This is a genomic window from Leeuwenhoekiella sp. NPDC079379 (assembly GCF_044542075.1).
Lineage (GTDB): Bacteria > Bacteroidota > Bacteroidia > Flavobacteriales > Flavobacteriaceae > Leeuwenhoekiella.
Genome location: NZ_JBITTU010000005.1, coordinates 106,629 through 132,850 on the forward strand (window position 1 = coordinate 106,629; position 26,222 = coordinate 132,850).

21 protein-coding genes are annotated in these 26,222 nt (G+C 35.4%); 10 read left to right on the plus strand and 11 right to left on the minus strand.

Annotation, left to right across the window (positions count from 1 at the left end; translation table 11 throughout):
• Positions 1 to 132: 132 nt before the first annotated feature.
• The gene (gene purE / locus ACIGAM_RS10640; protein ID WP_396511437.1) at positions 133 to 612 is read right to left on the minus strand and encodes a 5-(carboxyamino)imidazole ribonucleotide mutase; all 480 of its coding nucleotides are present in this window, start codon (positions 610 to 612) and stop codon (positions 133 to 135) included.
• Positions 613 to 627: 15 nt separating this feature from the next.
• Positions 628 to 1,788, minus strand: coding sequence for a 5-(carboxyamino)imidazole ribonucleotide synthase (locus ACIGAM_RS10645; protein ID WP_396511438.1), 1,161 nt, complete (start codon positions 1,786 to 1,788; stop codon positions 628 to 630).
• A gap of 209 nt (positions 1,789 to 1,997) precedes the next feature.
• Between ACIGAM_RS10645 and ACIGAM_RS10650 the strand changes: the two genes are divergently transcribed.
• The 5 genes from ACIGAM_RS10650 (at position 1,998) to murC (ending at position 7,254) form a co-directional block, all read left to right on the plus strand.
• Positions 1,998 to 3,104: an adenylate kinase gene (locus ACIGAM_RS10650; protein ID WP_396511439.1), complete on the plus strand. Its 1,107-nt coding sequence runs from the start codon at positions 1,998 to 2,000 to the stop codon at positions 3,102 to 3,104.
• 65 nt (positions 3,105 to 3,169) lie between these two features.
• Positions 3,170 to 4,180 (plus strand): GTPase ObgE, encoded by a 1,011-nt coding sequence (gene obgE, locus ACIGAM_RS10655; RefSeq protein ID WP_396511440.1) that lies wholly within the window; start codon positions 3,170 to 3,172, stop codon positions 4,178 to 4,180.
• Between the two features lie 77 nt (positions 4,181 to 4,257).
• Positions 4,258 to 4,782 carry a DUF4136 domain-containing protein gene (locus ACIGAM_RS10660; protein WP_396511441.1) on the plus strand — a complete coding sequence of 175 codons (525 nt, stop codon included), beginning with the start codon at positions 4,258 to 4,260 and terminating at the stop codon, positions 4,780 to 4,782.
• Between the two features lie 76 nt (positions 4,783 to 4,858).
• Entirely contained in the window at positions 4,859 to 5,827 is a 969-nt protein-coding gene (locus ACIGAM_RS10665; RefSeq protein ID WP_396511442.1) for a tetratricopeptide repeat protein, read from the plus strand.
• 74 nt (positions 5,828 to 5,901) lie between these two features.
• Entirely contained in the window at positions 5,902 to 7,254 is a 1,353-nt protein-coding gene (gene murC, locus ACIGAM_RS10670; protein ID WP_396511443.1) for a UDP-N-acetylmuramate--L-alanine ligase, read from the plus strand.
• 31 nt (positions 7,255 to 7,285) lie between these two features.
• Here murC and ACIGAM_RS10675 read toward each other — a convergent pair whose 3' ends face one another.
• The 3 genes from ACIGAM_RS10675 to ACIGAM_RS10685 all read right to left on the minus strand — a co-directional run bounded on the left by ACIGAM_RS10675 (position 7,286) and on the right by ACIGAM_RS10685 (position 9,544).
• Entirely contained in the window at positions 7,286 to 8,197 is a 912-nt protein-coding gene (locus ACIGAM_RS10675; protein WP_396511444.1) for a sensor histidine kinase, read from the minus strand.
• Between the two features lie 271 nt (positions 8,198 to 8,468).
• Complete coding sequence (locus ACIGAM_RS10680; RefSeq protein ID WP_396511445.1) at positions 8,469 to 9,104, minus strand: FMN-binding negative transcriptional regulator; 636 nt, start codon at positions 9,102 to 9,104, stop codon at positions 8,469 to 8,471.
• The gene (locus tag ACIGAM_RS10685; protein ID WP_396511446.1) at positions 9,101 to 9,544 is read right to left on the minus strand and encodes a DUF1569 domain-containing protein; all 444 of its coding nucleotides are present in this window, start codon (positions 9,542 to 9,544) and stop codon (positions 9,101 to 9,103) included. Before ACIGAM_RS10685 ends, ACIGAM_RS10680 begins: the two co-directional genes overlap by 4 nt.
• 126 nt (positions 9,545 to 9,670) lie before the next feature.
• On the opposite strand from ACIGAM_RS10685, the gene radC reads away from it, so the two are divergent.
• The 4 genes from radC to ACIGAM_RS10705 all read left to right on the plus strand — a co-directional run bounded on the left by radC (position 9,671) and on the right by ACIGAM_RS10705 (position 13,432).
• Positions 9,671 to 10,369, plus strand: coding sequence for a DNA repair protein RadC (gene radC / locus ACIGAM_RS10690; protein WP_396511447.1), 699 nt, complete (start codon positions 9,671 to 9,673; stop codon positions 10,367 to 10,369).
• A gap of 51 nt (positions 10,370 to 10,420) precedes the next feature.
• On the plus strand, positions 10,421 to 11,725 hold the full coding sequence (locus ACIGAM_RS10695; protein ID WP_396511448.1) for a polysaccharide deacetylase family protein: 1,305 nt from the start codon (positions 10,421 to 10,423) through the stop codon (positions 11,723 to 11,725).
• Entirely contained in the window at positions 11,718 to 12,410 is a 693-nt protein-coding gene (locus tag ACIGAM_RS10700; RefSeq protein ID WP_396511449.1) for a YjjG family noncanonical pyrimidine nucleotidase, read from the plus strand. The genes ACIGAM_RS10695 and ACIGAM_RS10700 overlap by 8 nt, the downstream gene beginning before the upstream one ends.
• Positions 12,411 to 12,526: 116 nt before the next feature.
• Complete coding sequence (locus tag ACIGAM_RS10705; protein WP_396511450.1) at positions 12,527 to 13,432, plus strand: hypothetical protein; 906 nt, start codon at positions 12,527 to 12,529, stop codon at positions 13,430 to 13,432.
• Positions 13,433 to 13,509: 77 nt separating this feature from the next.
• On the opposite strand, the gene ACIGAM_RS10710 is transcribed toward ACIGAM_RS10705, so the two are convergent.
• Complete coding sequence (locus ACIGAM_RS10710) at positions 13,510 to 14,787, minus strand: replication-associated recombination protein A (RefSeq protein ID WP_396511451.1); 1,278 nt, start codon at positions 14,785 to 14,787, stop codon at positions 13,510 to 13,512.
• Positions 14,788 to 14,954: 167 nt separating this feature from the next.
• Here ACIGAM_RS10710 and ACIGAM_RS10715 point away from each other — a divergent pair, with 167 nt between their 5' ends.
• On the plus strand, positions 14,955 to 15,590 hold the full coding sequence (locus tag ACIGAM_RS10715; protein WP_396511452.1) for a rhomboid family intramembrane serine protease: 636 nt from the start codon (positions 14,955 to 14,957) through the stop codon (positions 15,588 to 15,590).
• Here ACIGAM_RS10715 and rlmB read toward each other — a convergent pair.
• The 5 genes from rlmB to ACIGAM_RS10740 all read right to left on the minus strand — a co-directional run bounded on the left by rlmB (position 15,587) and on the right by ACIGAM_RS10740 (position 26,084).
• Positions 15,587 to 16,321 carry a 23S rRNA (guanosine(2251)-2'-O)-methyltransferase RlmB gene (gene rlmB, locus ACIGAM_RS10720; protein WP_396511453.1) on the minus strand — a complete coding sequence of 245 codons (735 nt, stop codon included), beginning with the start codon at positions 16,319 to 16,321 and terminating at the stop codon, positions 15,587 to 15,589. The genes ACIGAM_RS10715 and rlmB overlap by 4 nt on opposite strands.
• Before the next feature lie 91 nt (positions 16,322 to 16,412).
• Positions 16,413 to 17,867 (minus strand): SusD/RagB family nutrient-binding outer membrane lipoprotein, encoded by a 1,455-nt coding sequence (locus ACIGAM_RS10725; protein ID WP_396511454.1) that lies wholly within the window; start codon positions 17,865 to 17,867, stop codon positions 16,413 to 16,415.
• A gap of 7 nt (positions 17,868 to 17,874) precedes the next feature.
• Positions 17,875 to 21,087 carry a SusC/RagA family TonB-linked outer membrane protein gene (locus ACIGAM_RS10730; RefSeq protein ID WP_396511455.1) on the minus strand — a complete coding sequence of 1,071 codons (3,213 nt, stop codon included), beginning with the start codon at positions 21,085 to 21,087 and terminating at the stop codon, positions 17,875 to 17,877.
• Between the two features lie 486 nt (positions 21,088 to 21,573).
• Positions 21,574 to 22,953, minus strand: coding sequence for a SusD/RagB family nutrient-binding outer membrane lipoprotein (locus tag ACIGAM_RS10735; RefSeq protein WP_396511456.1), 1,380 nt, complete (start codon positions 22,951 to 22,953; stop codon positions 21,574 to 21,576).
• An 11-nt stretch (positions 22,954 to 22,964) separates the two neighbouring features.
• Complete coding sequence (locus tag ACIGAM_RS10740; protein WP_396511457.1) at positions 22,965 to 26,084, minus strand: SusC/RagA family TonB-linked outer membrane protein; 3,120 nt, start codon at positions 26,082 to 26,084, stop codon at positions 22,965 to 22,967.
• Between the last annotated feature and the right edge of the window lie 138 nt (positions 26,085 to 26,222).

Here is a 26,222-nt window from a genome sequence, read left to right on the forward strand (position 1 = left end):
TTTGTTAATTCAAAATGAAGACATTAACATAGATCTGTAGCTGGTTTTGATTAATAATATTTAGAATGGTTAATAAATAACTTTTAATTTACCGAAGCATTTCTATAGGAGCCGTTTTTTAACGGCTCTTTTTTATTTCTTAACTTCTGCAGCCCCATCTATAACCTTCTGCTTCAGCTCATCCTTATACTGAAGAATTTTATTACGTATTGATTCATTAGAAGCGCCTAAGATTTGAGCGGCTAAAATTCCTGCATTCTGTGCTCCGTCAAGAGCTACAGTAGCTACCGGTACGCCACCAGGCATTTGTAAAATGGAAAGAACAGAATCCCACCCATCTATAGAATTACGTGATTTTACGGGTACACCTATAACTGGCAGTGGTGATAGGGATGCAATCATACCCGGTAAATGAGCAGCGCCACCGGCTCCTGCAATGATTACTTGTATACCGCGCTCGTGAGCATTTTTACCATAATCAAATAACTTGTCTGGAGTACGATGAGCAGAAACAATGTCAACTTCTGTATCTATATTAAACTGTTTAAGTATATCTATAGCTGCTTGCATTACCGGCATATCGCTGGTACTTCCCATTATAATTCCTACCATAAGATGTGTTTTAGCTTATATTTTTGTGATGACTTTGATCGTTTTTTTAACTTCTTCAGCAATTTTACGGGCTTCACTTAGATCGCTATTTACGATAGTAACGTGCCCCATTTTTCTAAAAGGTCTGGTTTGCCGTTTTCCATAAATGTGTGGTGTTACACCTTTTAAAGTCAAAATGTTTTCCATCTTATCATAAAAAACATCACCGGTATAGCCTTCTTCTCCTACAAGGTTAACCATAACGGCGCCCGTTTTGCTTTCGGTCTCTCCTAATGGGAGATTTAAAATAGCACGCAGGTGTTGCTCAAATTGATTGGTATAGCTACCTTCTATACTGTAGTGACCACTGTTGTGGGGTCTGGGCGCTACTTCATTTACAATGATCTGGTCATCCTGAGTTTGAAATAATTCTACAGCAAGTAAACCTACGTGTTCAAATGCCTTGGAAACTTTAGTAGCAATATCTCGTGCTTTCTGAGCTACAGCTTCATCAATACGAGCAGGACAAATCACATATTCAACCTGATTAGCTTCTGGGTGAAACTCCATTTCTACAACAGGATAAGATCTTACTTCCCCATTAGGATTGCGCACTACAATTACCGCCAGCTCATTTTTGAAAGCAATCATTTCTTCAGCAATACAGGGCACATCAATAAGCTTAGTAAGATCATCAATAGACCGCACTACCTGTACACCTTTACCATCATAACCGCCTTGCGTACTTTTCCATACAAAAGGTAAACTGGTTTGACGCGCGGTAATGGCAAGTTTTAAAGCTTCTAAATTAGGATATCGTTTATAAGGTGCTGTAGGTATATTTTTTTCTGTATAAAAGTCTTTTTGAATCCCTTTATCCTGAATTTTTCGCAACGTCTGCGGGCTAGGGTAAACGGTGATTCCTTCAGATTGAAGTTTTTCTAGAGCTTCAATATTTACAGCTTCGATCTCAAAAGTTACCACATCGGCCTTTTTTCCGAAGTTATAAACCGTATCAAAATCCATAAGATTTCCCTGTTCAAAATAGTTTGCTGCGATACGGGAAGGAGCTTCATTGCTGGGGTCTAAAACGGCAGTCTGTATATCAAATTTACGCGTCTCATAGAGCAGCATTTTGCCTAATTGACCGCCACCTAAAATAGCAAGTTTAAAATCTGAAGAGAAATAAGAGTTCATTAAAAGGATGTCTTTTAGCGTCTAAAATTAGTGATTGTAAAAGTAAGTTTTTAGAGGAAGAATGCAGAAGTTAAGTTCTTAAAACCTTCAGTATGAAAACCGCTTATTCTTAATTTAAAGACCTCTTTTGTTAATGAGTTATCTACAGGTTTATATTAACTAACAATATGTATCTTTGCCGTTTAGTTTAAACCACTGCCAAACTAACCATGATCAAACTACGCGGTCTCCATTTTAACGAGTTTATTTCAGAAGATGAACTTCTAAAAGCAATTGATAAAGTAGCAGCTAGAATTAACCACGATTATGAAGGCAAAGAGCCTTTGTTTCTTGTTGTGCTTAATGGTGCTTTTAAATTTGCCACAGAGTTGTTGAGCAGATTCAACGGTAATTGTGAGATTGAATTTTTGAAATTGAGTTCTTATGATGGTACTTCGAGTACCGGCCAGGTTATGACTCATATCCCAATTGATGCAGATCTTGAAGATCGTGAGGTGATTATCATTGAAGACATCGTAGATAGTGGTAACACTATAGCGAAGCTTACTGAGATGATGGTGAGTGGTGGCGTTAAAAATTACCGTTTTGCAAGCTTGTTTTTCAAGCCTGAAGCTTACACAAAAGAATACAAAATACATTATGTAGGGCTTGAGATTCCTAACGATTTTATAGTGGGCTATGGCCTTGATTATAACGGTTTGGGGCGTAACCTCAATGCTATTTATAAACTTAAAACCACAAAAATGACAAATTTGGTATTGTTTGGCCCTCCTGGTGCCGGGAAGGGAACACAAGCCTCTTTTCTAAAAGAAAAATATAACCTGATTCATATTTCGACAGGAGATGTTTTTAGATATAATATTAAAAATGCGACAGAGCTGGGTATGCTTGCAAAGTCTTTTATGGATAAAGGGCAACTAGTACCAGATACGGTTACTATAGATATGCTGAGTGCCGAAGTTGATAAAAATGCAGATGCAAATGGTTTTATCTTTGACGGTTTTCCCAGAACTACTGCTCAGGCTCAAGCATTAGATCTGCTTTTAAAAGAAAAGGATACCGAAGTTTCTGCTATGATTGCTTTAGAAGTAGATGATGAGATCTTAGTACAGCGTCTTTTAGAGCGTGGTAAAACCAGCGGTAGAAAAGATGATGCAGATGAGAGCGTTATACGCAATCGTATAAAAGTATACTATGGGGAGACTGCTATCTTAAAAGAATACTACCAGAAGCAGGATAAATATTTTGGAGTAGACGGGGTAGGAAATGTACCTGAGATTACAGAGCGTTTAAGTAAAACTATAGACGCATTATAAATTAAAAATGTCAAAATTGAGAGTTGCTTACAGCTCTCGTTTTTTATTTAAACTTTTAACTATTTATGACCGAAGGAAATTTTGTTGACTATGTAAAGATGCACGTGACATCTGGTAAAGGTGGTGGCGGCTCGGCTCATTTACGCCGTGAAAAATTTGTTACAAAAGGAGGTCCTGATGGTGGTGATGGTGGTCGTGGAGGCCATGTAATCTTGCGCACAAATCCTAATTTGTGGACATTATTACATTTAAAATTTAAAAGGCATACCAGAGCCGGTCACGGTTCTAATGGTAGTAAGCAAACCAGTACCGGTGCAGATGGTGAAGACATGTACATCGAGGTGCCTCTGGGTACTGTAGTACGAGATACTGAAACGCAGGAAATACTCAAAGAACTTACCGAAGCAGATGAAGAATTCATCATCGCTAAAGGAGGTATGGGTGGTCTAGGAAACGCCCATTTTAAAACTGCAACAAACCAAACTCCACGCTACGCACAACCCGGTATGGATGGCGTAGAGGTAAACGTTACTTTAGAGCTTAAAGTACTTGCAGATGTAGGTCTTGTAGGATTTCCGAATGCAGGTAAATCTACTTTGCTTTCAGTAATTACTGCGGCGAAGCCTAAAATAGCCAACTATGAATTTACTACGCTAAAACCGAATCTAGGAATTGTGCAGTATCGCGATTTTCAGACTTTTGTAATTGCAGATATACCTGGTATTATAGAAGGTGCTGCAGAAGGCAAAGGGCTGGGATATCGTTTTTTAAGGCATATAGAACGTAATTCTACATTGCTTTTTATGATACCTGCAGATGCTCCTGATGTAGGCGAGCAGTATGAGATTTTATTAAACGAATTAGAGAAATACAATCCAGAACTTTTAGATAAAGACAAGTTGATAGCGATTACTAAGTGTGATATGCTTGATGCAGAGCTTAAATCTGAATTAAAGAACGAACTTGATAAAAGTCTACCGGTAGAATATCTATTTATATCTTCAGTAGCGCAGCAGGGACTTGTTGAGTTAAAAGATAAGCTTTGGGCAATGCTTAATAAACCTGAAACTAAGTAACTAAATCGAGTTTCTCTTTTTAGGATTTTCTTGACTAATATACTTCATCGTTTTGCTTATTTTTAAAGAAAAGCAGAATGATGAAGTATTTTTTAGTTTTAGTGGTTTCGTTTTTTATAATTTCTTGTGGCTCTACTCAAGTTAACTATGATTACGATGAGCAAATAAATTTTTCAGAATACAAAACCTATAATTTCCTCCCAGATATGCAAACAGGTTTGAGTCAGTTAGATGCAAACCGCCTCATTGATGCAATAGATATAGTGATGCAACAAAAAGGCTTTGTTAAATCTGAAACTCCAGATTTATTAATAAATATTATTTCTGATCAATACCGTGAAAACTCTCAAAATTCAGTAGGAGTGGGTGTAGGAGGTGGTAGCTATGGTGGGGGTTTGAGCATTGGAGCAGGTATTCCTTTAGGTGGTAGCAAAGACCATCAGACCATAACTGTAGACCTAGTAGATAGTAAACAAGATATGCTGATCTGGCAAGCGGTGAGTGATAGTAATATAGTGCTTAATACAAATCCTCAAGATCGGGTCTCTTATTACACAAAAGTGAGTCAGAAAATATTTAAAAATTTTCCACCGGAGAAATAAAAAAGTAGTTCGTAATTATTTTGCAATTTCAAAATCTGGTCTGCTTTTTGTTTAGCTTTGGTCAAAACAACCAGGTATGCGCATTTGTTTAGTACTTTTTATTTTTATACTTAAATTTTCATTTTCCAGTTATTCTCAAAGTAGCGAATTTGTGATGGCTGAAAACTATTATAAAGCTGAAAAATTTGAGAAAGCCAAGCCTCTTTTATCATCCTATTTAAAAAAACATCCTAAAGACAAACTCACACGTGAGTATTTAGGTGATATCGCTTCTTATGATAAGAAGTGGGATACAGCTCTGGGGTATTATGAAGAATTAGTTAAGGAGCAACCTTCTAGTGCTAATTACCACTTTAAATATGGTGGTGCTTTAGGAATGAAAGCATTAAGTATAAGTCGAATTAGAGCGTTAACCTATATAGATGATATTAAGGAGCATTTTAATAAGGCTGCAGAGTTAGATCCTAAACATATTGAAACGCGCTGGGCTCTAGTAGAATTGTATCTGCAATTACCGGGTATTATAGGAGGTAGCACTAGTAAAGCACGTGATTATGCTTTAGAACTTCAGAAGATATCTCCTGTAGACGGTTACCTTGCTTTAGGTTATGTAGAAGAAAATCAAAATAACTTAAAGGAAGCTGAGCAACTTTACAAAAATGCAATTAAGGTGGGTGGTTCTCCAACTACTTACGCTAAGCTAATTGCCCTTTATGAAAAGGATAATGAGCCACAAAAAGCTATAGATGCAGCTACAACAAGTTTTAAAATTCACAAGCGTAATCAAATTAATTACCAGATAGGTAAAATTGCTGCAGAATTTAATCTCGAGCCTGTTTTAGGCCTGGCAAGTCTTAAGCAATACATTGCAAACTACTCCTATAAAGATGGTGTTCCTGTGGGTTGGGCGCAATATAGAATGGCTCAGATTTATAAAAACCAGGGGGATAAGACTCGTGCACTGCATTATATAAATTTGTGTCTGGCAGATCTACCAGATTTTGATAAAGCAAGAGACGAGAAGAAAAAAATACTTGAGATGTAATTTTAGAATCTCAAACTTATTTAGAGTGAGGAACTTCTGATTTCTTAACTTGCAGGTACATTATAAAGGCAATTATGAAAGTACATTTTATAGCAATAGGTGGTAGTGCAATGCATAATCTAGCCCTAGCCCTTCATCATAAAGGATATACAATTACTGGTAGTGATGACGCCATCTTTGAACCCTCTAAAACACGTTTAGCCAAATACAACTTACTTCCTATTGAATTGGGTTGGTTTCCAGAGAAAATCACATCAGATTTAGATGCCGTAATTTTAGGGATGCATGCAAAAGCAGATAATCCTGAATTAGTCAAAGCACAGGCAGACGGATTAAAAATATACAGCTATCCAGAATTTTTATACGAGCAATCAAAAGAAAAAACTCGTGTAGTTATTGGTGGTTCGCATGGAAAGACTACCATAACCGCTATGATTTTGCACGTTTTACATTATCAGAACAAAGAGGTAGATTTTATGGTGGGAGCACAGTTACCCGGTTTTGAAACCATGGTGCACCTAACCGAGGAGAATGATTTTATTCTTCTTGAAGGAGATGAGTATTTATCATCCCCTATAGATCGAAGATCAAAATTTCATTTATACAAGCCTAATATTGCATTGATTAGTGGTATTGCCTGGGACCATGTTAACGTATTTCCTACGTATGAGAATTATGTAGAGCAGTTTGCCATTTTTGCTGAGTCAATCTCACGAGGAGGTATTCTTGTCTATAATGAAGAAGATGTTGAGGTAAAGCGAATAGCTGAAGCCGCTGAAGCACCTACGCGTAAACACCCTTATTCAACACCAGAATATACTATAGAAAACGGAGAGACACTTTTAGAAACTCCTGAAGGGCCAATGCCTATTTCGGTATTTGGGAAACATAACTTAAATAATCTTGCCGGCGCAAAATGGATCTGTCAACATATGGGTGTTGATGAAGATGATTTTTATGAAGCGATAACCAGTTTTGAAGGTGCCGCAAAACGTTTAGAAAAAATAGGTGAAACTGCTACCAATATTGCTTTTAAAGATTTTGCACATTCACCCTCAAAAGTTAGAGCAACTACAGAAGCGGTTAAGAATCAATTTCCTGATAAGCGCTTAGTTGCTTGTTTAGAACTACATACATATAGTAGCTTAAATGCAGAATTTATTAAAGGTTATAAAGGAGCTTTAGATGCTGCCGAAGATGCTGTAGTTTTTTATTCTCCCGAGGCGGTCGCTATAAAAAAATTAGAAATTATTAGTAAAGAACAAATTGCTAATGCATTTGAGCGGGATGATTTAACCATATTTACAGATGCCAAAGCATTTAACGATTTTCTTATTAATTCAAAATTTAACGATAGTGTGTTACTTTTAATGAGTAGTGGTAATTATGGAGGTTTAGACTTTGATAAAATTCAAGAATTGCTTTAGAAATACTGATTTTTAGTTGTCTAAAATGTAATTAATCTCTTGCTTTGGGAAGTTTAAAAGTAAGTGTGCTACCAGCACCTACTTCACTTTGGATGCTTAATGATCCTTTGTTTTTTTCTAAATAAAACATACAGGTTTTTATACCAAAGCCTGAACCCAATTCATTAAAAGTTCCCGGAGTTGAGAACCAGTTTTCACCATTTATAATTTTATCCATCACACTCGGTGTGATTCCTATACCGGTATCTTTAATAGTGGTATAAACAAAATTATCTTCTTCATAGGTGTTTATAGTGATAACCCCATTTAAGGCTGTAAATTTTATTGCATTGTGAATTAGATTTCTAAGTACAAATGCGTAACTATCAATATCTGCATAAATTTTAGCATTTATGTTTTGAGTTACAATCTCAATATTTTTATCCAGAGCCTGAGGTTGCATTAATTTTAATATAGACTTTATTAAATCTGCAGTTTGAAACGGTGTTTTCTCAATCTGTTTGTCTTGGGTTTGTTTTTTTGACCAGTCTAATAATCCGTCAAGAAATAGGGTAACATTATCTAATCTGCCAGAGAGATCTTTTAATAGTGATTTACTTTCTTCGATACTTATATTGTCATTATTAAAAAGATCTATAACAGTTTTAAGATTATTTAATGGCGTGCGTACATCGTGCGAGATTAGCGCAAACAGTTTTTTATTAGTAGAATCTAACTTTTCTAATTTTTGCTTTTGAAGGTCAAGTCGTTTAAAATAGCGATCCATTATGATCGCTATTGGGCAAGAAACTATAAAAGGTATAATAGCGCTCATCCAAAAACCTATCCAAAAGTCCTCCCAGGCTGTATATGAGAAGACTAATGTAAATGTGAGTGTAGATAAGAAAACTGAGGTAAAAACTAAAAAAAAAGGATTGTATAAACTTTCTTTAGATATTCGCATAATTCCCAGTTTTCGCATTAAAATTCTTATTTTCTGAGAATTAGTAGATCTCATTTCTGATGTAAAAATATTAATAACTTGTAGGAAATAATATACAGTTAGTCTAGTTGTTACTTACTAAAGTTGAATTGCGTTTTACTATCGATAAGCGGTTAGCGAAATCATTTATCAGTTTTATTTTCTTAAGCTTATTTTCATTTTAACACTAGGATAATACTCTAAAAGGCTAGAATTGCCGATAAAGTGCGATTTTTGTCTGCAATGATTTAATCTATTTAAGTGAGGATTTTGTAATATGCTTTTTATATATTAAATCAACATAATCATTCATAATGGCAGAGTAATTACTTTTTAAGGCAGACTTTGCTTTCTCTTGATCTTTTTTTAATTTGTCTTGCGAAAGTTTAAATTTTCCTTCCCAACTTGTTATTTCTATTTCAAAACCCGTGACATAGTTTACAAAGGCTTCCATTCTTGAATCATCCTTATTTAAGGTAAATTGTTGTTGATCTCCTTCAAGAGTATGCGTAAGTTCTACCATTGCATTTTTTAGTTCGTCATTATTTTGATGACATAAAATTTTTCCTTCTAAATGAACCTTGATATAATTCCAAGTAGGAAGCTGAGGAGTTGTATAAATAGCAGGAGATATATAGCTGTCTGGCCCATTAAAAACGAGCGTTACTTTTGCACCCGGCACTATATGTTGTAGTTGGGGATTATTATTATCTATATGTCCTAAAAGTTTACCAAGACCATCGTCTACCTTATAAATTAGGGGTAAATGCGTGAGGAGCGGGACATCATTTTGTGTTGTGATTAATAATGCCAGCGGGAAGGTTTGTAATGTTTTAATAGCATTAGCAAAACCAGATTCCTGATGATGCGGGGGTGGATATAAACTCATACTCCAAATTGTGTAAAATGATGATCTAAATGCTTGTATTGCATCTGCCCCCATTGTGAAGGAGTAAAGTTACCAAAAACAGGATGCGGCTGAAAAGAATCTTTTGAGCGAAGTTCATAAAAATCTTCAATCAATTTTTTAAGCTGAGTTTTTTCGGTTGAAAAATCTTTATTTTCAATTATTTTAAAAGGTTTAGGAGTGGGGAGATTTTTTCTAATTTTTGAATCATCATACATCGATTTCTTAAATAGGAGCTTGATCAAAAAGTTTGAATTTAAATTAAAATCTTTGTTATAAAGGGGTATTTCTAATGGTTTCTGACAGTGATTAAGCATTTGGCTTACATTCATTTTACCCCAAGAAGCAGTAGAATCAGGATTTAAAGAATCTAAACGCTTAATAATAGTTTTGTGTGTTTCTGTATGAAATAAGCTTTCCATGTTTTTAATTTTTTATTGGTTATTGTAGAATTACATTTTATAAATTTATATATATTATAATTTAACTGATGCTTAGGCATTTAAAAGTATTTACTAAATCAATTTTATATTGAAAATAACGATGGTATGCCACAGGATTTAGATTCATTTTCAATTAAAAATTGGTCTTTAGATGATCGACCCAGAGAAAAGTTATTAAGCAAAGGAAAAGATGCTTTAACAGACGCAGAACTGGTTGCTATTCTTATAGGTTCTGGTAGTCGTAATGAAAGTGCTGTAGCGTTAAGTAAACGAATTTTAGCTTCGGTGGAAAATAATCTAAATGCTTTAGGTAAATTGAGTATAGATCAGCTTTTAAAATTTAAGGGTATAGGAGAAGCCAAAGGCGTTACGATTGCCGCCGCCTTAGAATTAGGTCGTCGTAGGAAATTAGAAGACGCCGCAGAGGTTAAGAAAATTTCAGGAAGCCACTCTGTTTATGAATTACTTCAGCCAATTCTAGGAGAACTTCCGCACGAAGAATTCTGGATATTATATTTAAATAATGCAAATAAAGTACTTAGCATGCATCAGTTAAGTAAAGGTGGTATGACTGGTACTTTGGTTGATGTACGTCTTGTATTCAAAAAAGCCTTAGAAACAGGAGCTGTATCAATTATATTGGCACACAATCATCCCTCAGGCACTTTAAAGGCTAGTCAAGCAGATAAAAATATCACTGAAAAATTAAAAAAAGCTTCTGAAAGCTTAGATATTAAGGTGCTTGATCATTTAATCATTACCGAAAAAGCCTATTTTAGCTTTGCTGACGAAGGTTTATTGTAATTCTTTCGGCTTTCTAAGAAAAATACAGAACTTGCCTTCTAGAACTTGATTATGCTTTTAGTTTATACTCATAAAATTACACCTCGTTTACGTTATACATTTAAGCATATATGTACTTCAATACTGGGGATTCCGGTTAAATTTACCACGGCAGTAGATGAGTTTATCGTGCATGATAGTCTAAAATTATCTTACACAAATAAACCCTTAGGAAAAGAAATACATATTAAAAGTCAAGAAGTACTTTTTGAACAAGGTATTTCTGATATGGAAATTAATGTACAGCCCTGGTTAGATACAAAATGCTTTTTTGTAACCGGTACAAAAAGTGCGTTGCCTTATGATATATTTGCTGCAGCGTTTGTACTCCTAAGCAGATATGAGGAGTTTTTACCACACGTAAAAGATACAGAAGGCAGGTTTCCGGCATCAGAAAGTCTGGGATATCAAGAAGATTTTCTCACCGAGCCGGTTATAGATATATGGGCCTATCATTTTAAAGAAGTGCTACAGCTTAAATTTCCGGATTATGATTTTGTAGCAAAGAAATTTGCATTTCAAGCACTTGTAGATGTTGAGCAGGCTTATGAGATGTATGATATAGGATTTATACGGGAGATTACAAGTTTTGTGAGTGATGTTTTACGCTTACAGTTTTCACGTTTATGGTTGAGGTTGCAGATTAATTTAGGGTTGCGTAAAGACCCTTACGATACTTTTAGTTGGCTAATTAATGTTCAGAAAAAATCAAAATTTAAGTTTCTTTTCTTTTTTCAGGTAGGAGATCTTTCTACTTATACTAGAAACATACGTTATAACAAGCAGTCGTTTAGGGAGCTTATTAAAATGGTAGGCGACTACAGCGAAATAGGATTGTTGCTTTCAAAAGAAGCGTTAGAGCAACAGAAAAATATGAAGATTGAAAAAATACGTCTTGAGGGTATAACTAATAAACCACTAAATGCGATACGCTGCGGCAGCCAGATGGCAAGTTTACCATCGCATTATCGAGAGATGATAAATCAAGAAGTAAAGAATGATTATTCTATGGGGTATCCTGATACCTTAGGTTTTAGAGCAGGTACCTGCACCCCATTTTTCTTTTATGACCTGGATTACGAGAGTATTACTCCGCTAGTTTTAAATCCTATTTGCTCACAGTCTCAGGCTTTTGAAGCTGATGCATTAGATGCAAAAGATTTGAATGATGTTTTAGATGTGTTTTTTAAAATGAAAACTGAAGTTGAAAAGGTAAACGGAACATTTATATTCAGTTTTAAAAATAAGTCTGTAACAGGCAAAGGGCAGGACGAAGGGCAGTGGAAACAATTTTTTAGAGAATTAGTACATGAATAAATTACCGGGAGTAAAGCACGTTTTTTTTGACCTTGATCATACTTTATGGGATTTTGACCGAAATTCTAAACTCGCTTTTGAAACTATTTTTGAAAAAAATAAAATAGTAGTTCCAGTAGATGAATTTTTAGATGTTTATAGCCCTATAAATTTTCAATATTGGAAATATTTTAGAGAATCTAAGATTACAAAAGAACAATTGCGCTATGGTAGATTAAAGAAAAGTTTTGAAGGCTTGAACATTAATATAGATGATTTTTTAATTAATAAATTGTCTGATGATTACATTACACATTTACCAGATCACAATCATTTGTTTGATGGTGCGTTAGATTTGCTAGAGAATTTGAATGCAAAATATGCGCTTCATATTATCACAAATGGTTTTGAAGAAGTGCAGGCGTTAAAGCTCAAAAAATCTAAAATTGATCACTTTTTCAAAACGGTTACCAGCAGTGAGTCTGTAGGTGTTAAAAAACCTGATGTTAAAATATTTAATCACGCATTAACGATGGCTGGGGCTCAGGTAGCAGAAAGTATTATGATAGGAGATACGTATGAGGCAGATATATTAGGTGCTAAAAATATAGGGATGCGTACTATTTTTTTTAATTACCATAAGGCCAACCACGATCATAAAGAACTGGAGATAGATCGTATTGATGCTGTAAAAATCTTTTTATAGTGGGTTTAATTCCTACATCTTTTATATCTTGTTTCGTTATATTAAGCGTGTAATTTTAAACTAAGAATAACAGACTATTACCTATGTACTGGTCTTGGTTAATATATTTATTAAGTATGAGAAAGAATATTGTTTGTTTAGTATTGATGATTATTTGTGGATTAAGCATCTCTGCACAAGAGTTACAGGATTATAAGTACATTGTAATTCCGCAAAAGTTTGAATTTCAAAATGAAGCTGGTGAATATGATTTAAATGCGTTAACCCGTTTCTTATTTATAAAATATGGCTTTAATGCCTTTTTAGAAAATGAAGAATTACCATCAGATTTAAATGCATCAGGTTGTAATGCGCTTTATGCGCGAGCAGATGTAAGTGGGTTTTTAAGTACTAATGCCGCAATAACTTTAGTAAACTGTAGAGGTAAAGAGGTGTTTGCACTTCCTGAGGGCAAGAGTAAAATAAAATCTTTTAAAGAAGGACATCAGGATGCATTTAGAAAAGCATTTGCCAGTCTGGAGGATATGGGATATACCTATTCTGATGAGATTGTAAGTAAAGCAGATTTAGTTGAAGAGTCTGAAGTAGAAGATTTAGTTCCTGAAATTCGTAAAAAGCAAGCTGCGATAAAGCAAGAGGACAAAGAGGTTGCTGTAACTGGCGTTATTCAAACAGCACAAACTAAAATAGATAAAGCAGAAGAGAAAGCAGTAGAATTAATCGAAGTGGTTGAGGATTCTAAGAGCACAATAACTCAAAATGAAGCTCAAGTACTAGAAGGTGCTACTACTGTTCTAGTGAGTACAGATGGTTCTTTTATAATGAAGCCTACCTCAAACGGTTTTGATGTTTATGAAGGTGCATCAAAAATAGGTACAGCAACAAAAACTTCTGCCGGTTCTTACTTGGTAAGCACTTCAGAATTTACCGGTATAGGATTTTACAATGAAACTGAATTTACTGTAGAACGTGAAATTAAAGGCGTTTCAGGCTTGGTAAAAATGGTATTTACTAAACAGTAAATACTTTTAAAGAATAACTAAAAATCAAAACCTCGAAGCAAGTGCTTCGAGGTTTTTTATATAATTATTAGTTGTGATTAGTAATCGTATTTAGTACCCCAACGATTCTTTAGAAACTTTCTAATCCCATCTTCACGAGTATTATCCCCGGGATCGTAAAGTTTTTGATTTTTTACCTGTTCTGGTAAAAACTCCTGAGCAATAAAATTTCCTGCGCCGTCGTGAGAGTATTTGTACTCTTCACCATAGCCTAATTCTTTCATTAACTTTGTAGGAGCGTTGCGCAGGGCCATAGGTACTGGCAAATCTCCAGTTTGTTTTACCAGTTGTTGTGCTTTATTAATTGCCATATACGACGCATTACTTTTAGGAGAGGTTGCGAGATAAGTTACACACTGGCTCAAAATTATACGTGCTTCTGGGTAGCCGATAGTATTAACAGCTGTAAATGAATTAGTAGCCATTATCAGGGCTGTAGGATTTGCATTGCCAATATCTTCAGAGGCTAAAATAATAAGTCTTCTAGCAATAAACTTTAGGTCTTCACCACCTTCAATCATTCGGGCTAAGTAATAAACTGCCGCATTAGGGTCGCTACCGCGTATAGATTTTATAAAGGCAGAAATAATATCATAGTGTTGCTCACCGGTTTTGTCATAAAGTACGGTGTTTTGCTGTACTTTACTTTTAACCATATTATTAGTAATAACAACCTTTTCAGAAGTGGTTGTGGTTACGAGCAATTCAAAAATATTTAAAAGCTTACGGGCATCACCACCGCTTATACGCAGTAACGCTTCCGTTTCCTCTAGTATAATTTTTTTCTTGGATAGAATTGCATCTTGAGTCATTGCACGCTTTAAAAGTGCTCTTAGGTCATCTGCTGAAAACGGATTTAATACATAAACCTGACAACGCGACAATAATGCCGGTATTACCTCAAAACTGGGGTTTTCTGTAGTTGCACCTATAAGTGTAACCCATCCTTTTTCAACTGCAGCAAGTAGCGAATCTTGTTGTGATTTGCTAAAGCGGTGAATCTCATCAATAAATAAAATAGGATTCTTTTGAGTAAACAATCCGCCGGCAGTTTTAGCTTTATCAATAACCTCACGCACATCTTTTACCCCGCTATTTATTGCGCTTAAAGTATAGAAAGGTCGCTTAGATTCTTCGGCAATTATCGTAGCAAGTGTTGTTTTACCTACACCCGGAGGACCCCATAAAATCAATGAGGGTATAATACCAGACTTGATAGAAGAACTAAGTGATCCTTTGTCACCTACAAGATGCTCCTGACTTAAATAATCATCTAGGTTTTTAGGGCGTAAACGTTCTGCTAATGGTGCATTCATACTTCAAAATTATTTAATTAGTCGAGATTTACTGCCACTATTTCCTAATTTATGATTTTGGATAGGCAATTGCTAGTAGTAAAGATAAGATGAGTAGCAATAAGCAAAATTCAAGCTTTCAATTTAGTAGCAGTGTGATTATATATCCGCTGTTATTTGTGCTTTTAATGTGGTTAATATTTTGGTCTGAGTTGAGATTTGGATATAATTTCACAAAATATGGGGTGCTTCCCAGAGATGTGGTTGGACTGAGAGGAGTTGCCTTATCACCATTTATACATTCTAGCCTCAGTCACCTCTGGCATAACAGTGTTCCTACCTTGGTTTTAATGGCGGGTTTAATTTATTTCTACAGACCCGTCGCACTCAAAGTTTTACTAATTATAGTTTTAAGCTCTGGTCTGGGAACGTGGGCTATAGGTCGCGAAGCGTATCATATAGGAGCCAGTGGAGTTGTATATGGGCTCGCTTCTTTTTTATTTTTTAAAGGAATATGGTCTAAAAACTATAGACTTACTGCTTTTTCTTTAATCGTTGTCTTTCTCTACGGAAGCTTAATCTGGGGGACATTGCCCATTCAGGAAGGAATGAGCTGGGAAGGTCATTTATCAGGTTTCTTAACAGGTGCTATTTTAGCTTTTATTGTAAAAAATAAAATACCTAAACCAGCAAAATATGTATGGGAGACCGAAGCTTATAACCCCGATAATGATCCATTTTTAAAACAATTTGATGAAAATGGAAATTTTATCGACCCACCAATAGAGCTTGAAGACGATTCTGAAAAAGACTTTAAAGATTAACTTCTTTGTCTTACAATTTCATATAGAAATGCACCACAGGCTACCGAAACATTTAAAGAACTTATGCTGCCAGCCATAGGTAGTTTAACTTTATGATCTACAAGTTTCAAGACTCCGGCAGTAACCCCTTTACCTTCACTACCCATAACCAAAGCTGTAGATGTTTTGTAGTCTAGATCATAAATAGAATCTTCTGTTTTCTCAGTTGCTGCTACCACTTGCACACCAGAGCCCTGTAAATAAAATAAAGCATCTTTAATGTGATCTACTTTACAAATAGGAATATTAAATATAGCCCCTGCTGAAGTTTTAACTGTATCTTCTGTCACGGGTGCACCACCAGATTTAGGTACAATAATAGCGTCTACGCCGGTGCATACAGCAGTACGTATAATTGCGCCAAAATTACGTACGTCAGTAAGTTGATCAAGTAGAAGAAATAATGCCGGTTTTTCTGAAGCCAGAATAGCTTCGGCAGTTGCTTCAAAATCTGCAAAGCGAATAGGGGGGATGGTAGCAATAGCTCCCTGATGATTTTGATCTGAAAGTTTATAAAGCTTCTCTTGAGGAACATAAGATACAGAGATGCCGTGTTCTCGTATTTTACCTTCCAGTTCTTTTGATAAGGGGTTTGCAAGCCCTTTTTGTAAATATATTTTACCTATTTCCTTACCAGCGTTTATCGCTTCAATAATTGCTCTGGTACCGTAGATGTGGGTGTTTTTTGACATAGTGCAAAGATAGGTTTGTTTTAAGTTTTGCGAAATAAAAAAACCACCCGTGTAAACGGGTGGTTTTAGATATTCTAAATAGAACTTTAACTTAGTTAATGTCCCAGAAAATAGGAGTATCCAATTCATCTCCCCCTATTGCTGAAGCAGCAGCAGAATAGCCAGAGCTATTTAAGTTGCGTTCAATAACAGGATAGGTAAAGCGTAGGGGAACATCATCAAATGCAGAAGCTGCTGGAGCTTCTAATTGCGGATAGTCTAAACGACGAAATTCTGTCCAAGCCTCAAAACCACGATTATAAAGAGCTATCCATTTTTGAATACCAATTTTTTGTTTATAATCTCCAGTGGCAGTTGTATATGCAACTGACGGTTGAGCTAAATAGGTATTGGCATCAGCATCGCTTACTCCCCAATATTCCATACTAGAGTTAATTGCTTCATTATAATAGTCTGCTGCAACACCAGTAATGAAACCGCGCTCAACTGCTTCCGCTAATAAGAAATTACCTTCAGCTGCATCAAAAATTACACCTTCTAAATCAGGCGTGAAAAAGATATCTCCTATGTGTGAGAAGTTGTCATAGGTAACTGTGCTACCATAAGGAGCTCCTAAAAATTCTCCATTTACAGGATCAGCTAAATAAACAGAACTACGTGGGTCATCAAGATCGTTTACTACTTCCACGAAAGTGTCTGCGGGAACAAAATCTCTACGATTACTCTGTACTAAATCAACCCAAAGTGGATTTGTATTTGGGGTTGAACCAAAGTAGGTAATAGTTGCGTTCTGATCATTAGATACAATTACATTATCAGCAGCTTCAGAAACAAGTTGCGCTGCCATTGTAGGATTAACATCTGCAAGATGCATACCTAAACGTAGTTTTAAAGAATTACCAAAGGTTATCCAACTTGCCACATTACCACCGTAATATAGATCCTGATCTCCATAACTATCATACGCAGGATCTAGAGCATCTAAAGCTGAATCCAGTTTTTCAATTATGCTCATGTAAATTTCTTCGTCGTCTGTGTAAGCAGGGTTGATGTTATCAATATCTAAAGCTTCGGTATAAGGGATATCACCGAATGTATCAACAAGAATTTGCCATGCAAGAGTTTGCTGAATTTCAATAATTGCTAACTTATTTACTTTTACTGCAGAGTCTTCAGTAAATTGTTCTGGAGAAATATTCACTATTTCTTGAGCATCAATACTTTTATAGGATTCATCAAAGTCCTTAAGGATATCACGGTAAAGTATATTCCAGTGCCTTTCAGGAATTGATCTTGTTAAAATATTGTATCTGGCTTCATCAACATAAGTCGCTTCACTCCATTGTTGAGCAAATAAGCGAAACACATTAGTGTTTACATTTGTATTAATTAATTGGTCAGATAATTCACGTTGTGCGTTAGACATTAATGTCTCGCCAGGAACAGTTGTGAAAGCTTTCTCATCTACGTTGAGACCTTCTATGTCACTAGAGCATTGTGCTAATACAAGCCCAATACTGACTAAAATTATTTTTTTTATCATCATTTTTTTTTTAGAATTGAAGACTTACGTTAAATCCATAATCTCTTGTAGTAGGTAACACACCACTCTGATATCCTTGAAGGTTACCAGAACTTAAACCTGCCTCCGGATCAGCATAAGGAACATTCTTATGAATTATCCAAAGATTAGAACCTGTAAGTGTAAATGTCGCCTTAGTAAAGAATACATCATCTAAGAAACGTGATGGTAAGCTGTAAGATAAAGCTACCTCTCTAAGTTTTATATAAGATGCGTCATAAACAAATTCTGAATTCGGGAATGTTTGATAACCAAATACTCCAAATGAGCTTACATCCACGCGTGTTGTATTAGGAGCACCATCTTCAGTAACTCCATCAAAAATTACACCACCACCATCTGCGATAGAATTACGTACAGGGTTTCCTAAATCATTAGTAAATGCGGTGTTAGGATATAAACCTGTCGCCTGACCGTAGTACTGGTCAAGTGAAAATACACTACCACCTTTTTGAATGTCAATTAAAAAGCTAAGACTTAAATTTTTGTATTTAAATGAGTTGAAAACACCACCAGTATAATCTGGGTTAACATCACCTATCACAGAATTAGGGCTAGTTGTTATAAATAAACCATCTTCATCTAGGATACGATTTCCATTGTCATCACGAGCAAAGTCTGTTCCTTTTATAATTCCATATGGTTGACCTACAGAACCATTTAATGTTACACCTCCTTGAAAAGAGCCCAATACTAGATTGTCTGTTCCTTCAAAAAGAGAAACTAATTTGTTTCTGTTACGAGCAAAGTTAACACGTACATCCCATTGAAAATCTTCTGTCATTACAGGAGTTGCATTTAAAGAAACTTCAATACCTTTATTTTGTAAATCGCCAGAGTTTACAACCTTAGTAGTGTAACCAGTAGAACCAGAAACTCTTAAAGGTATAATTTGATTTCTCGTATTCGTTTTATAAACTGATACATCTAAACCAAGTCTTCTTTTAAAAAAATCTAATTCTAAACCACCTTCATAACTAGTTAATCGTTCTTCTTTCAAGTCTGGATTACGTCTTGTGCTTGATACAGAGAATAGATTAGCATTTCCAAATGGAGTAGGTTTAGAAAATACATCTCTTAATCGAGCAAATTCTGCTCCGGTCCCTACTTCAGCGTAGTTTAAACGTAGTTTTCCAAAACTTAACCAATCTGCACTTATATCATTAGAAAAGATATAACTACCCGTTACTGAAGGATAATAGAATGTATTGTTATCTTCAGGTAAGGTCGATGTAACATCTCTTCTGATTGTACCCTCTAAGAAAAATTTATTGAAGAAACCAAAACTTGCCTGTGCATATACACCGTCAACACCTATTTCCTCTTCTTGCTCTAATGGAGCTTCTATAGGGTTTTGGGAGTTAGCAAGTGAGTAAACATTAGGAACAACAAGGCCTCCATTTGTTATAGCAAAAATAGATTTAATATCGTTTCTTCTAATATTTGTACCTAAAAGACCGTCAAAGCTAATGTCTTCTGAAATGTCTTTATTAAAATTAAAAATTAAATCGTAATTGTATTCTCTAAAAGTCCGGTTAAAACGAGAGTATTTAGCAACGGGATTACTTCCTATTGAAGTACGTTCTTCTTGAAATTCATCATATGAATCCATAGTAACTCTACCTACTACATTAAACCAGTCGGCAACTTCATAATTTAAAGCTACATTTCCATAAACACGATTACGTTCATCATTCTGATAGTTTTGATAACGTATATAATATGGGTTATCCCAAAAAATAGGAGTCGAGTTGTTTGCAGAAGTATAATTCCACGTAAAATTTTGACCTGTTCTTTCGTAAGCAGCTCTCTGGTCCTCAAAATTCACATTTGTTTGAGCCCATTGGCGAAAGTTAGATAAAATATTGTCGTTATATCCAGTTCCGTTACGACCTAATGTCTTTTGATTTACAAAGTTAATGTTTGTTGAGATAGAAAGTTTATCTGAAAAGTCATGAGAACCGCTAAAGTTAATCGTGTTCTTATTTTGTTCACTATTTGGCATAATGCCTGTAGCGTCAAATTTTGAATAATTTAAGCGGAATGTTGACTTGTCTGTACCACCTGATACTGCTATACTATTAGTTAGGGTAACTGCAGTATCAAAGAAAGATATAGGACCATTATTTCCGGCAAAAGTCCAGGGAGTAGCTTGACCAAAATTAGGATTTGTAGGATCAAAAAATGCATCCCATTGGTATACCATAAGAGTCGGGTCAAAAGCAGCACCATAAGAAGCGTCTTCAGATAATGGAGTTATTAAATCAATTGTACCATCATTATTAACATCACCGTCAAAGAAGTAGGGGTTAGTGTCGCTATAAAAAGCACCGTAACCAGCACCATATTGACTCTGGTATGTTGGGAATGTTTCTTTATTAACTCGTCCTATTTGAACTCCAGAATTTATAGAAACTCCAATACCTTCATTTTTTTGTCCTTTTTTAGTAGTAATGATAATTGCGCCATTTGATGCTCTGTTACCATATAGAGCTGTTGCAGCCGCACCTTTAAGAACGTTTACAGATGCAATATTCTCAGGATTAATATCTGAAGCTGCATTACCGTAGTCAAAACCAGCTCCTGCCGTTTGTTGACCTGCGCTATTTGTATTAGAGTTGTCAATAATAACGCCGTCAACAATAAATAAAGCTTGGTTGTTACCAGTTAATGAGTTTGTACCACGTAACAATACGTTAGTAGAACCTCCAATGTTACTGTTACGCTTAATTTGTAAACCAGAAACTTTACCAGATAATGAGTTAGCAACATTACCACCTTGTGTAACTGTGCTCACTTGATCACCAGAAACTTCTTCTGTTGCATAACCTAGAGTTTTCTTTTCGCGAGAAATACCTAATGCAGTTACAACAACTTCATCTAAAGCTTCTCCCGCCTGTAGTGTTACATTTATTGTAGTTGATGATCCCACAACTTTTTGAACATCTCCAAAACCTACATAAGAAAAAACTAATGTTGATCCTGATTCTGTTTCAATAGCATAGTTACCATCAAAATCTGTTTGAGTACCTGTCGTTGATCCTTGAATCACGATGTTAACTCCCGGGAGTGGAACTCCACTTCCGTCAGTAACCGTACCGGTTACTTGCTTTGTTTGTGCAAACGAGATTTGCACTACCAACGCCAGTAAAAGCGTTAGCAATCCACTAAATTTAGTTTTCATGTTTGTTATTTATTTGAATTAGCCAGCTGCGAATTTGTATAAATAATATTCAAAAACCAATTTTTATGTCTTAAAACTTCACAGGCTAGTAAATTAAAATTAATAAAAATCGATTTTCTTTAGGGATATGTGATTTTAAAGCTTGGCATTAGGTTTTTTTTAACATTAATTCAATTTATTGCTTTTAATAATATAATGTGTTGTTATGCAGTGAATTGCGATTTTAATCTCTATAGTATTTTTTTCATCATTTAAAATCTAAATCGTTATAGTTAAAAATTCTTATTTATTTATTTTAACAAGTTTTGAATATTATTTATGAATGTTAAATTTTTATATTGTTATATTTCTCATTGAGGGTTTCTCTGAAAATAGAACAATATCTTCCTATTGATATGGATTAGAAATTAAGTTTTACTTTTTAAACAAAAAAAAAAGCCATTCAATAATTTATTGAATGGCTTTTGGTTTTAATATAATTTTTACTTAGTTTCTAGGAAAAACCCAAATATCATCATCTAGAAGGTGACCACCTTGAGCATTAATTGCTGCTTCATAAGCATTGGGGTTTGCTTGCCTTTCTGAAATAGGGTATAACAATCTTCTTGGTATTATACCAGAAGGATTGTTTCCATTTTCACCATTGGGATCTGCAGTTAGTTCAGGAAATCCTGTTCTTCTGTAATCATTCCAAACTTCTAAAGGAGATTGACCATACATAGCTTTGTATTTTTCAAGAATTATCAATTCTATGCTTGTCTCACCTAAATCATCTATGTATTCTTCGATGATGGCGTCTGATATTCCTAAATATTGCATATTTGCTGTAATTGCTTCTTCTAGTGCTGTTGTGCCATCAGCATTAGTTCGTTCTAAAGCCTCGGCTTCTATAAACTTTACTTCGGAATAACTAATAATTGGAGAAGCGCTATTTAGCTGAGACCAAAATAAATCAGAATTAGATCCACTAAAATAGCGATAAACTGTATTATCTGAAGTTTCCATATATAGATCAAATCTCGGGTCGTCAAGCATTAAGTCAGCAAAATAATCACCTATCACGAGAGTGTTCGGTCTTTGAAAGCCAAATAAAGCTAATGGGTGACCTCCTATTTGGGTGTTTTCAAATACAAAATCAAGTTGATTAGCATTTGATGATATTGCGTTACCAAGTTCTGTAAGTGCTCTTGCTGCAGCACCTGCATCTACACTTGTTTGTTGTAAAGTAAAGCGTGCTTTTAATGCATAGGCCGTCTGTATCCAAAGTTCGTTGGAAGCAGATATCAAGCTGCCCTGAACGCCTAATGGGTCTGTAGAATTCAAATCTGCTACTGCTTCATCAAGTAAGTCTAAAATAACCCCATATAACTCCTCTTGGTCGTCGTATTTTGGAGATAAATTTTCACTACCTAGAAATGCTTCACTATAGGGTACATCACCCCATATATTTGTAGCCATACCTAGGTTGATTGCCATATAGATTTTTGCAACACCTCGCGTGTTAGGTGCGTCAGTTAATGTTGCTCTATCTATGATATCTGCTGCGTCTCGCATAGATCCAGTATATAAGCCACCTTCCCAAGGATTTGTGACATCATTTTCACCAATCACGTATGAAGTATACTGCAATTGTTGAGCATCAAAACCTTGCCATTGTTGAGTAATTATTCCTGCATAGCGACCTAATACGGCACCTATATTTCTATGAGTTTGAGTCTGCATTGTTGGTACTACGGCAACTAAAGGAACTGAATCGCCTCCAGGTCTACTAGGATCTACATTAACATCCTCATAATCACAAGATGTGAACAGGATAAAACCGCTAAAAAGTAAAGCGATAATCCTAAATTTTAATATTTTATTCATAGTATTTTTTTTTAGAAGTTAAGTTTTACAGTTAAAGCGTAACTCTTAGTATTTGGTTGATTAAAATAATCAAGTCCGATACCATTTGAAGCTCCTGTTAAATTAGTTTCAGGGTCTATACCTGGGTAATCTGTAATAACAAATAGGTTACGGGCAGCTAAAGTAACTGACCCTCCAGAAAGAAAAGTGTTTTTAAGCACAGAATTTAAGTTGTATGCTAAAGACACTTCTCGTAATCTAACCCAAGAAGAATCAAAAATATAATCTTCAGAAACTCCGCCAAAACCGTAGCGTACCCAACGATATGAATTTATTCCATTTGCAGGATCTGCGAGTGCTACTTGAGTAGTGTTAACTTGTCCAGAATTTACGTTCACTCCTTCAAATACAAAGTCAGTTATATTTCTTTGGTTTGCTGTGGTCTGTGATGTGCCAAAATAATCAATTATACCACAGGTACCACACCATACATCACCACCTTCACGAATGTCTAGAAGTGCAGATATTGAGAAGTTTTTATAACTAAAGCTGTTTCTAATTCCCATTGTGAAATCTGGAATAGGATCTCCTATAACGCCATCTTCAGGATCTACTAATGGAAATCCATTATCACCTATTAAAACTTGACCATCATCATTTCGAGCAAACCTTGAGCCAAATAGAGCTCCATATGATTCACCAGCAATAGCTCTTGATGAAGTAGAGGTAAATCCTGCTAATGTAATTGAAGTCACATTTTCAGCAAGCTCTTCTACAGTATTTTCATAAGTCGAAAAATTCGCATCAATATTCCATGAGAAATTTTCAGTTTGTACAGGGGTTATAGAGAGCAAAGCTTCCCAACCTTTGTTAGATATAACACCTGCGTTAACTACTCTGGATGTAAATCCTGTTACCGCTGGCTGATCTACTGCAATAATCTGATCAGTAGTTTCTTTGTTATAATATGTAACATCAAGTTTTATTCTTGAGTCTAAAAACTTAAGTTCTGTCCCTATTTCAAATTCTCGAGTTGTCTCTGGTCGTATATCAGGATTTCCTTGCTGAGCAGATCTTTCAAAAGCTACAGTAGAAAATATTGGAAATTGATTGGCATCAATAAATCCATCCCCACCGGCAGCGGCCGAGCCGTAATAAGTTAAGGTAGAAAATAGAGGTGCATCATTACCTGTTTTACCAAAAGACCCTCTTATCTTACCAAAGTTTAAGATAGAGTTAGAATTAAATAGCTCTGTAAATACCATAGCTGCACCTACACTATAAGATTGAAATGAGTTATTGTCTGCAGGTAAAGTTGATGACCAGTCATTTCTAAATGCAGCATTTACGAAATAGGTGTCACTTATTGCAAATTTAACTTCAGATAAAAATGCATCCAGCTCTTTTCTGCTTATATCTTCAAATGCATTCTGTGTTGCAGCATTAGAAATTTGGAAAAACCCTGGTATGGTTAATCCATTCCCAAGCGCGCTTCTTGATAAGCTTTCAGTTTTGTAGCTGTCGTAACCTATTAAGCCATTAAAAGTTATATTTTCAGTTATATTTTTATCAAATAATGCAAGTAATTGTGTATTTATATCTTCATTGAAAATATTGTCATCTGAAAGTTGACCCTGTGGATTACCTGCAGAGTTAATATCAATACCTGATTTTCTAACATCACTATATTGATCATATCCATAAGTACCTTTGATTGTTGCCCAGTCAAATGGTTTATATTCAAAAGATAATCTTCCTATAAAACGTTTAACAGCATCAAAAGATGGGTTCTTTGCCACTGTCCAGTAAGGGTTGTCGTAAATACCTCCCCTGTAGCTGCGCTGTGACCCATCTGCAAGTTGATAAGCCGAAGGATCATTAGCAGGATTATTAACCCCATTCGAATTGTCAAAGCTAGGTGTAGATCTAAGTAGTCCTAGCATAATACCAGAAACATTAGATCCTCTTTGTACTCTTCTCCCTCCAGATGTAACATAATTCCCACTTGCACTTACTTCAAAGTTATCTGATAAGTCTGCCGTAATATCTGCTCTAAAAGAGCGTCTGTCAAATTCTTCCTTGGGCGCTACACCTGTTTGATGCAGCTTAGCTCCAGAAAGGTAATATTTGATTTTTTCAGATCCACCACGTACAGATACGTTATGATCTTGAAGGATTCCTGTTTTGAAAAAGTCGTAATGGTCATACGAATTTGCGGGAGTACCATTTCCTTGCCCTGCTGGAACTATACGTCCTTGACTATTAAATGGATAGCTTGTGTCTCCATCGTATTCTAAGCTAGATATTCTAGGACCCCAACTAAAACCTTCACCTGTATCAGGACCTCTATATATAGGTACACCGCCGCTTGGGCGTCCCTGAGCATATTCTCTTTGTAATTCAGGGAGTTGATTAACCTCCGAAAATTGGATAGTACTGGTTACAGATACTTGTGGGGCTCCTGTTAAACCTTTTTTAGTAGTTATTATTATAACACCATTAGCAGCTCTTAACCCGTAAAGAGTTTGTGCAGCCGTACCTTTAAGGATATTTATGGAGGCTATATCATTTTGATTTATATCAATAGCCCTGTTTGAATTGTCTGTACTTCCAACATCGTTACCTGTTGTAGAGTTGTCGATTGGTACGCCATCTACTATAAATAATGGGCTATTAGAACGATTAATTGATGTATTTCCTCTAATTCTAATATTAGAAGATGCTCCAACGGAACCTGAAGCACTTACAACACTTACACCTGCAGCTTTGGATGAAAGTGCATTAACTAAATTAGTTTCCCCTGTGTTTGCAATATCATCAGATGTTACTGCCTCAACGGCATAAGACACTGATCTTGGCGTAGCTTCGACCCCTAAAGCAGTTACAACAACTTCGTCAAGTGTTTCGCCTGCTTCAAGCGAGATATTAATTGTGTTAGAAGATCCTACATTAACAGATTTGTTAGCAAAACCAACGTAGGAAAAAACAATTACGCCACCTTCTGAAGCAGATATTGAGAATTTACCGTCAAAATCTGTTTGAGTTCCTTGTGTCGTACCCTTAACGATAACATTTACTCCCGGGAGTGGTATCCCTGTATCGTCCGTAACAGTACCTGTTACGGTCTTTGTTTGTGCAAATGAAATTTGCATGATTAACACTATTAATAGTGTTAAGAAACCATGTAATCTTGTTTTCATATTTAAAATTTATTTGAATTAGCCGAGCTAAAAATCTATAAAAAAAGTCTAGAAAACAATTTTTTAGACTAAAACTTTAAATATTTGTTA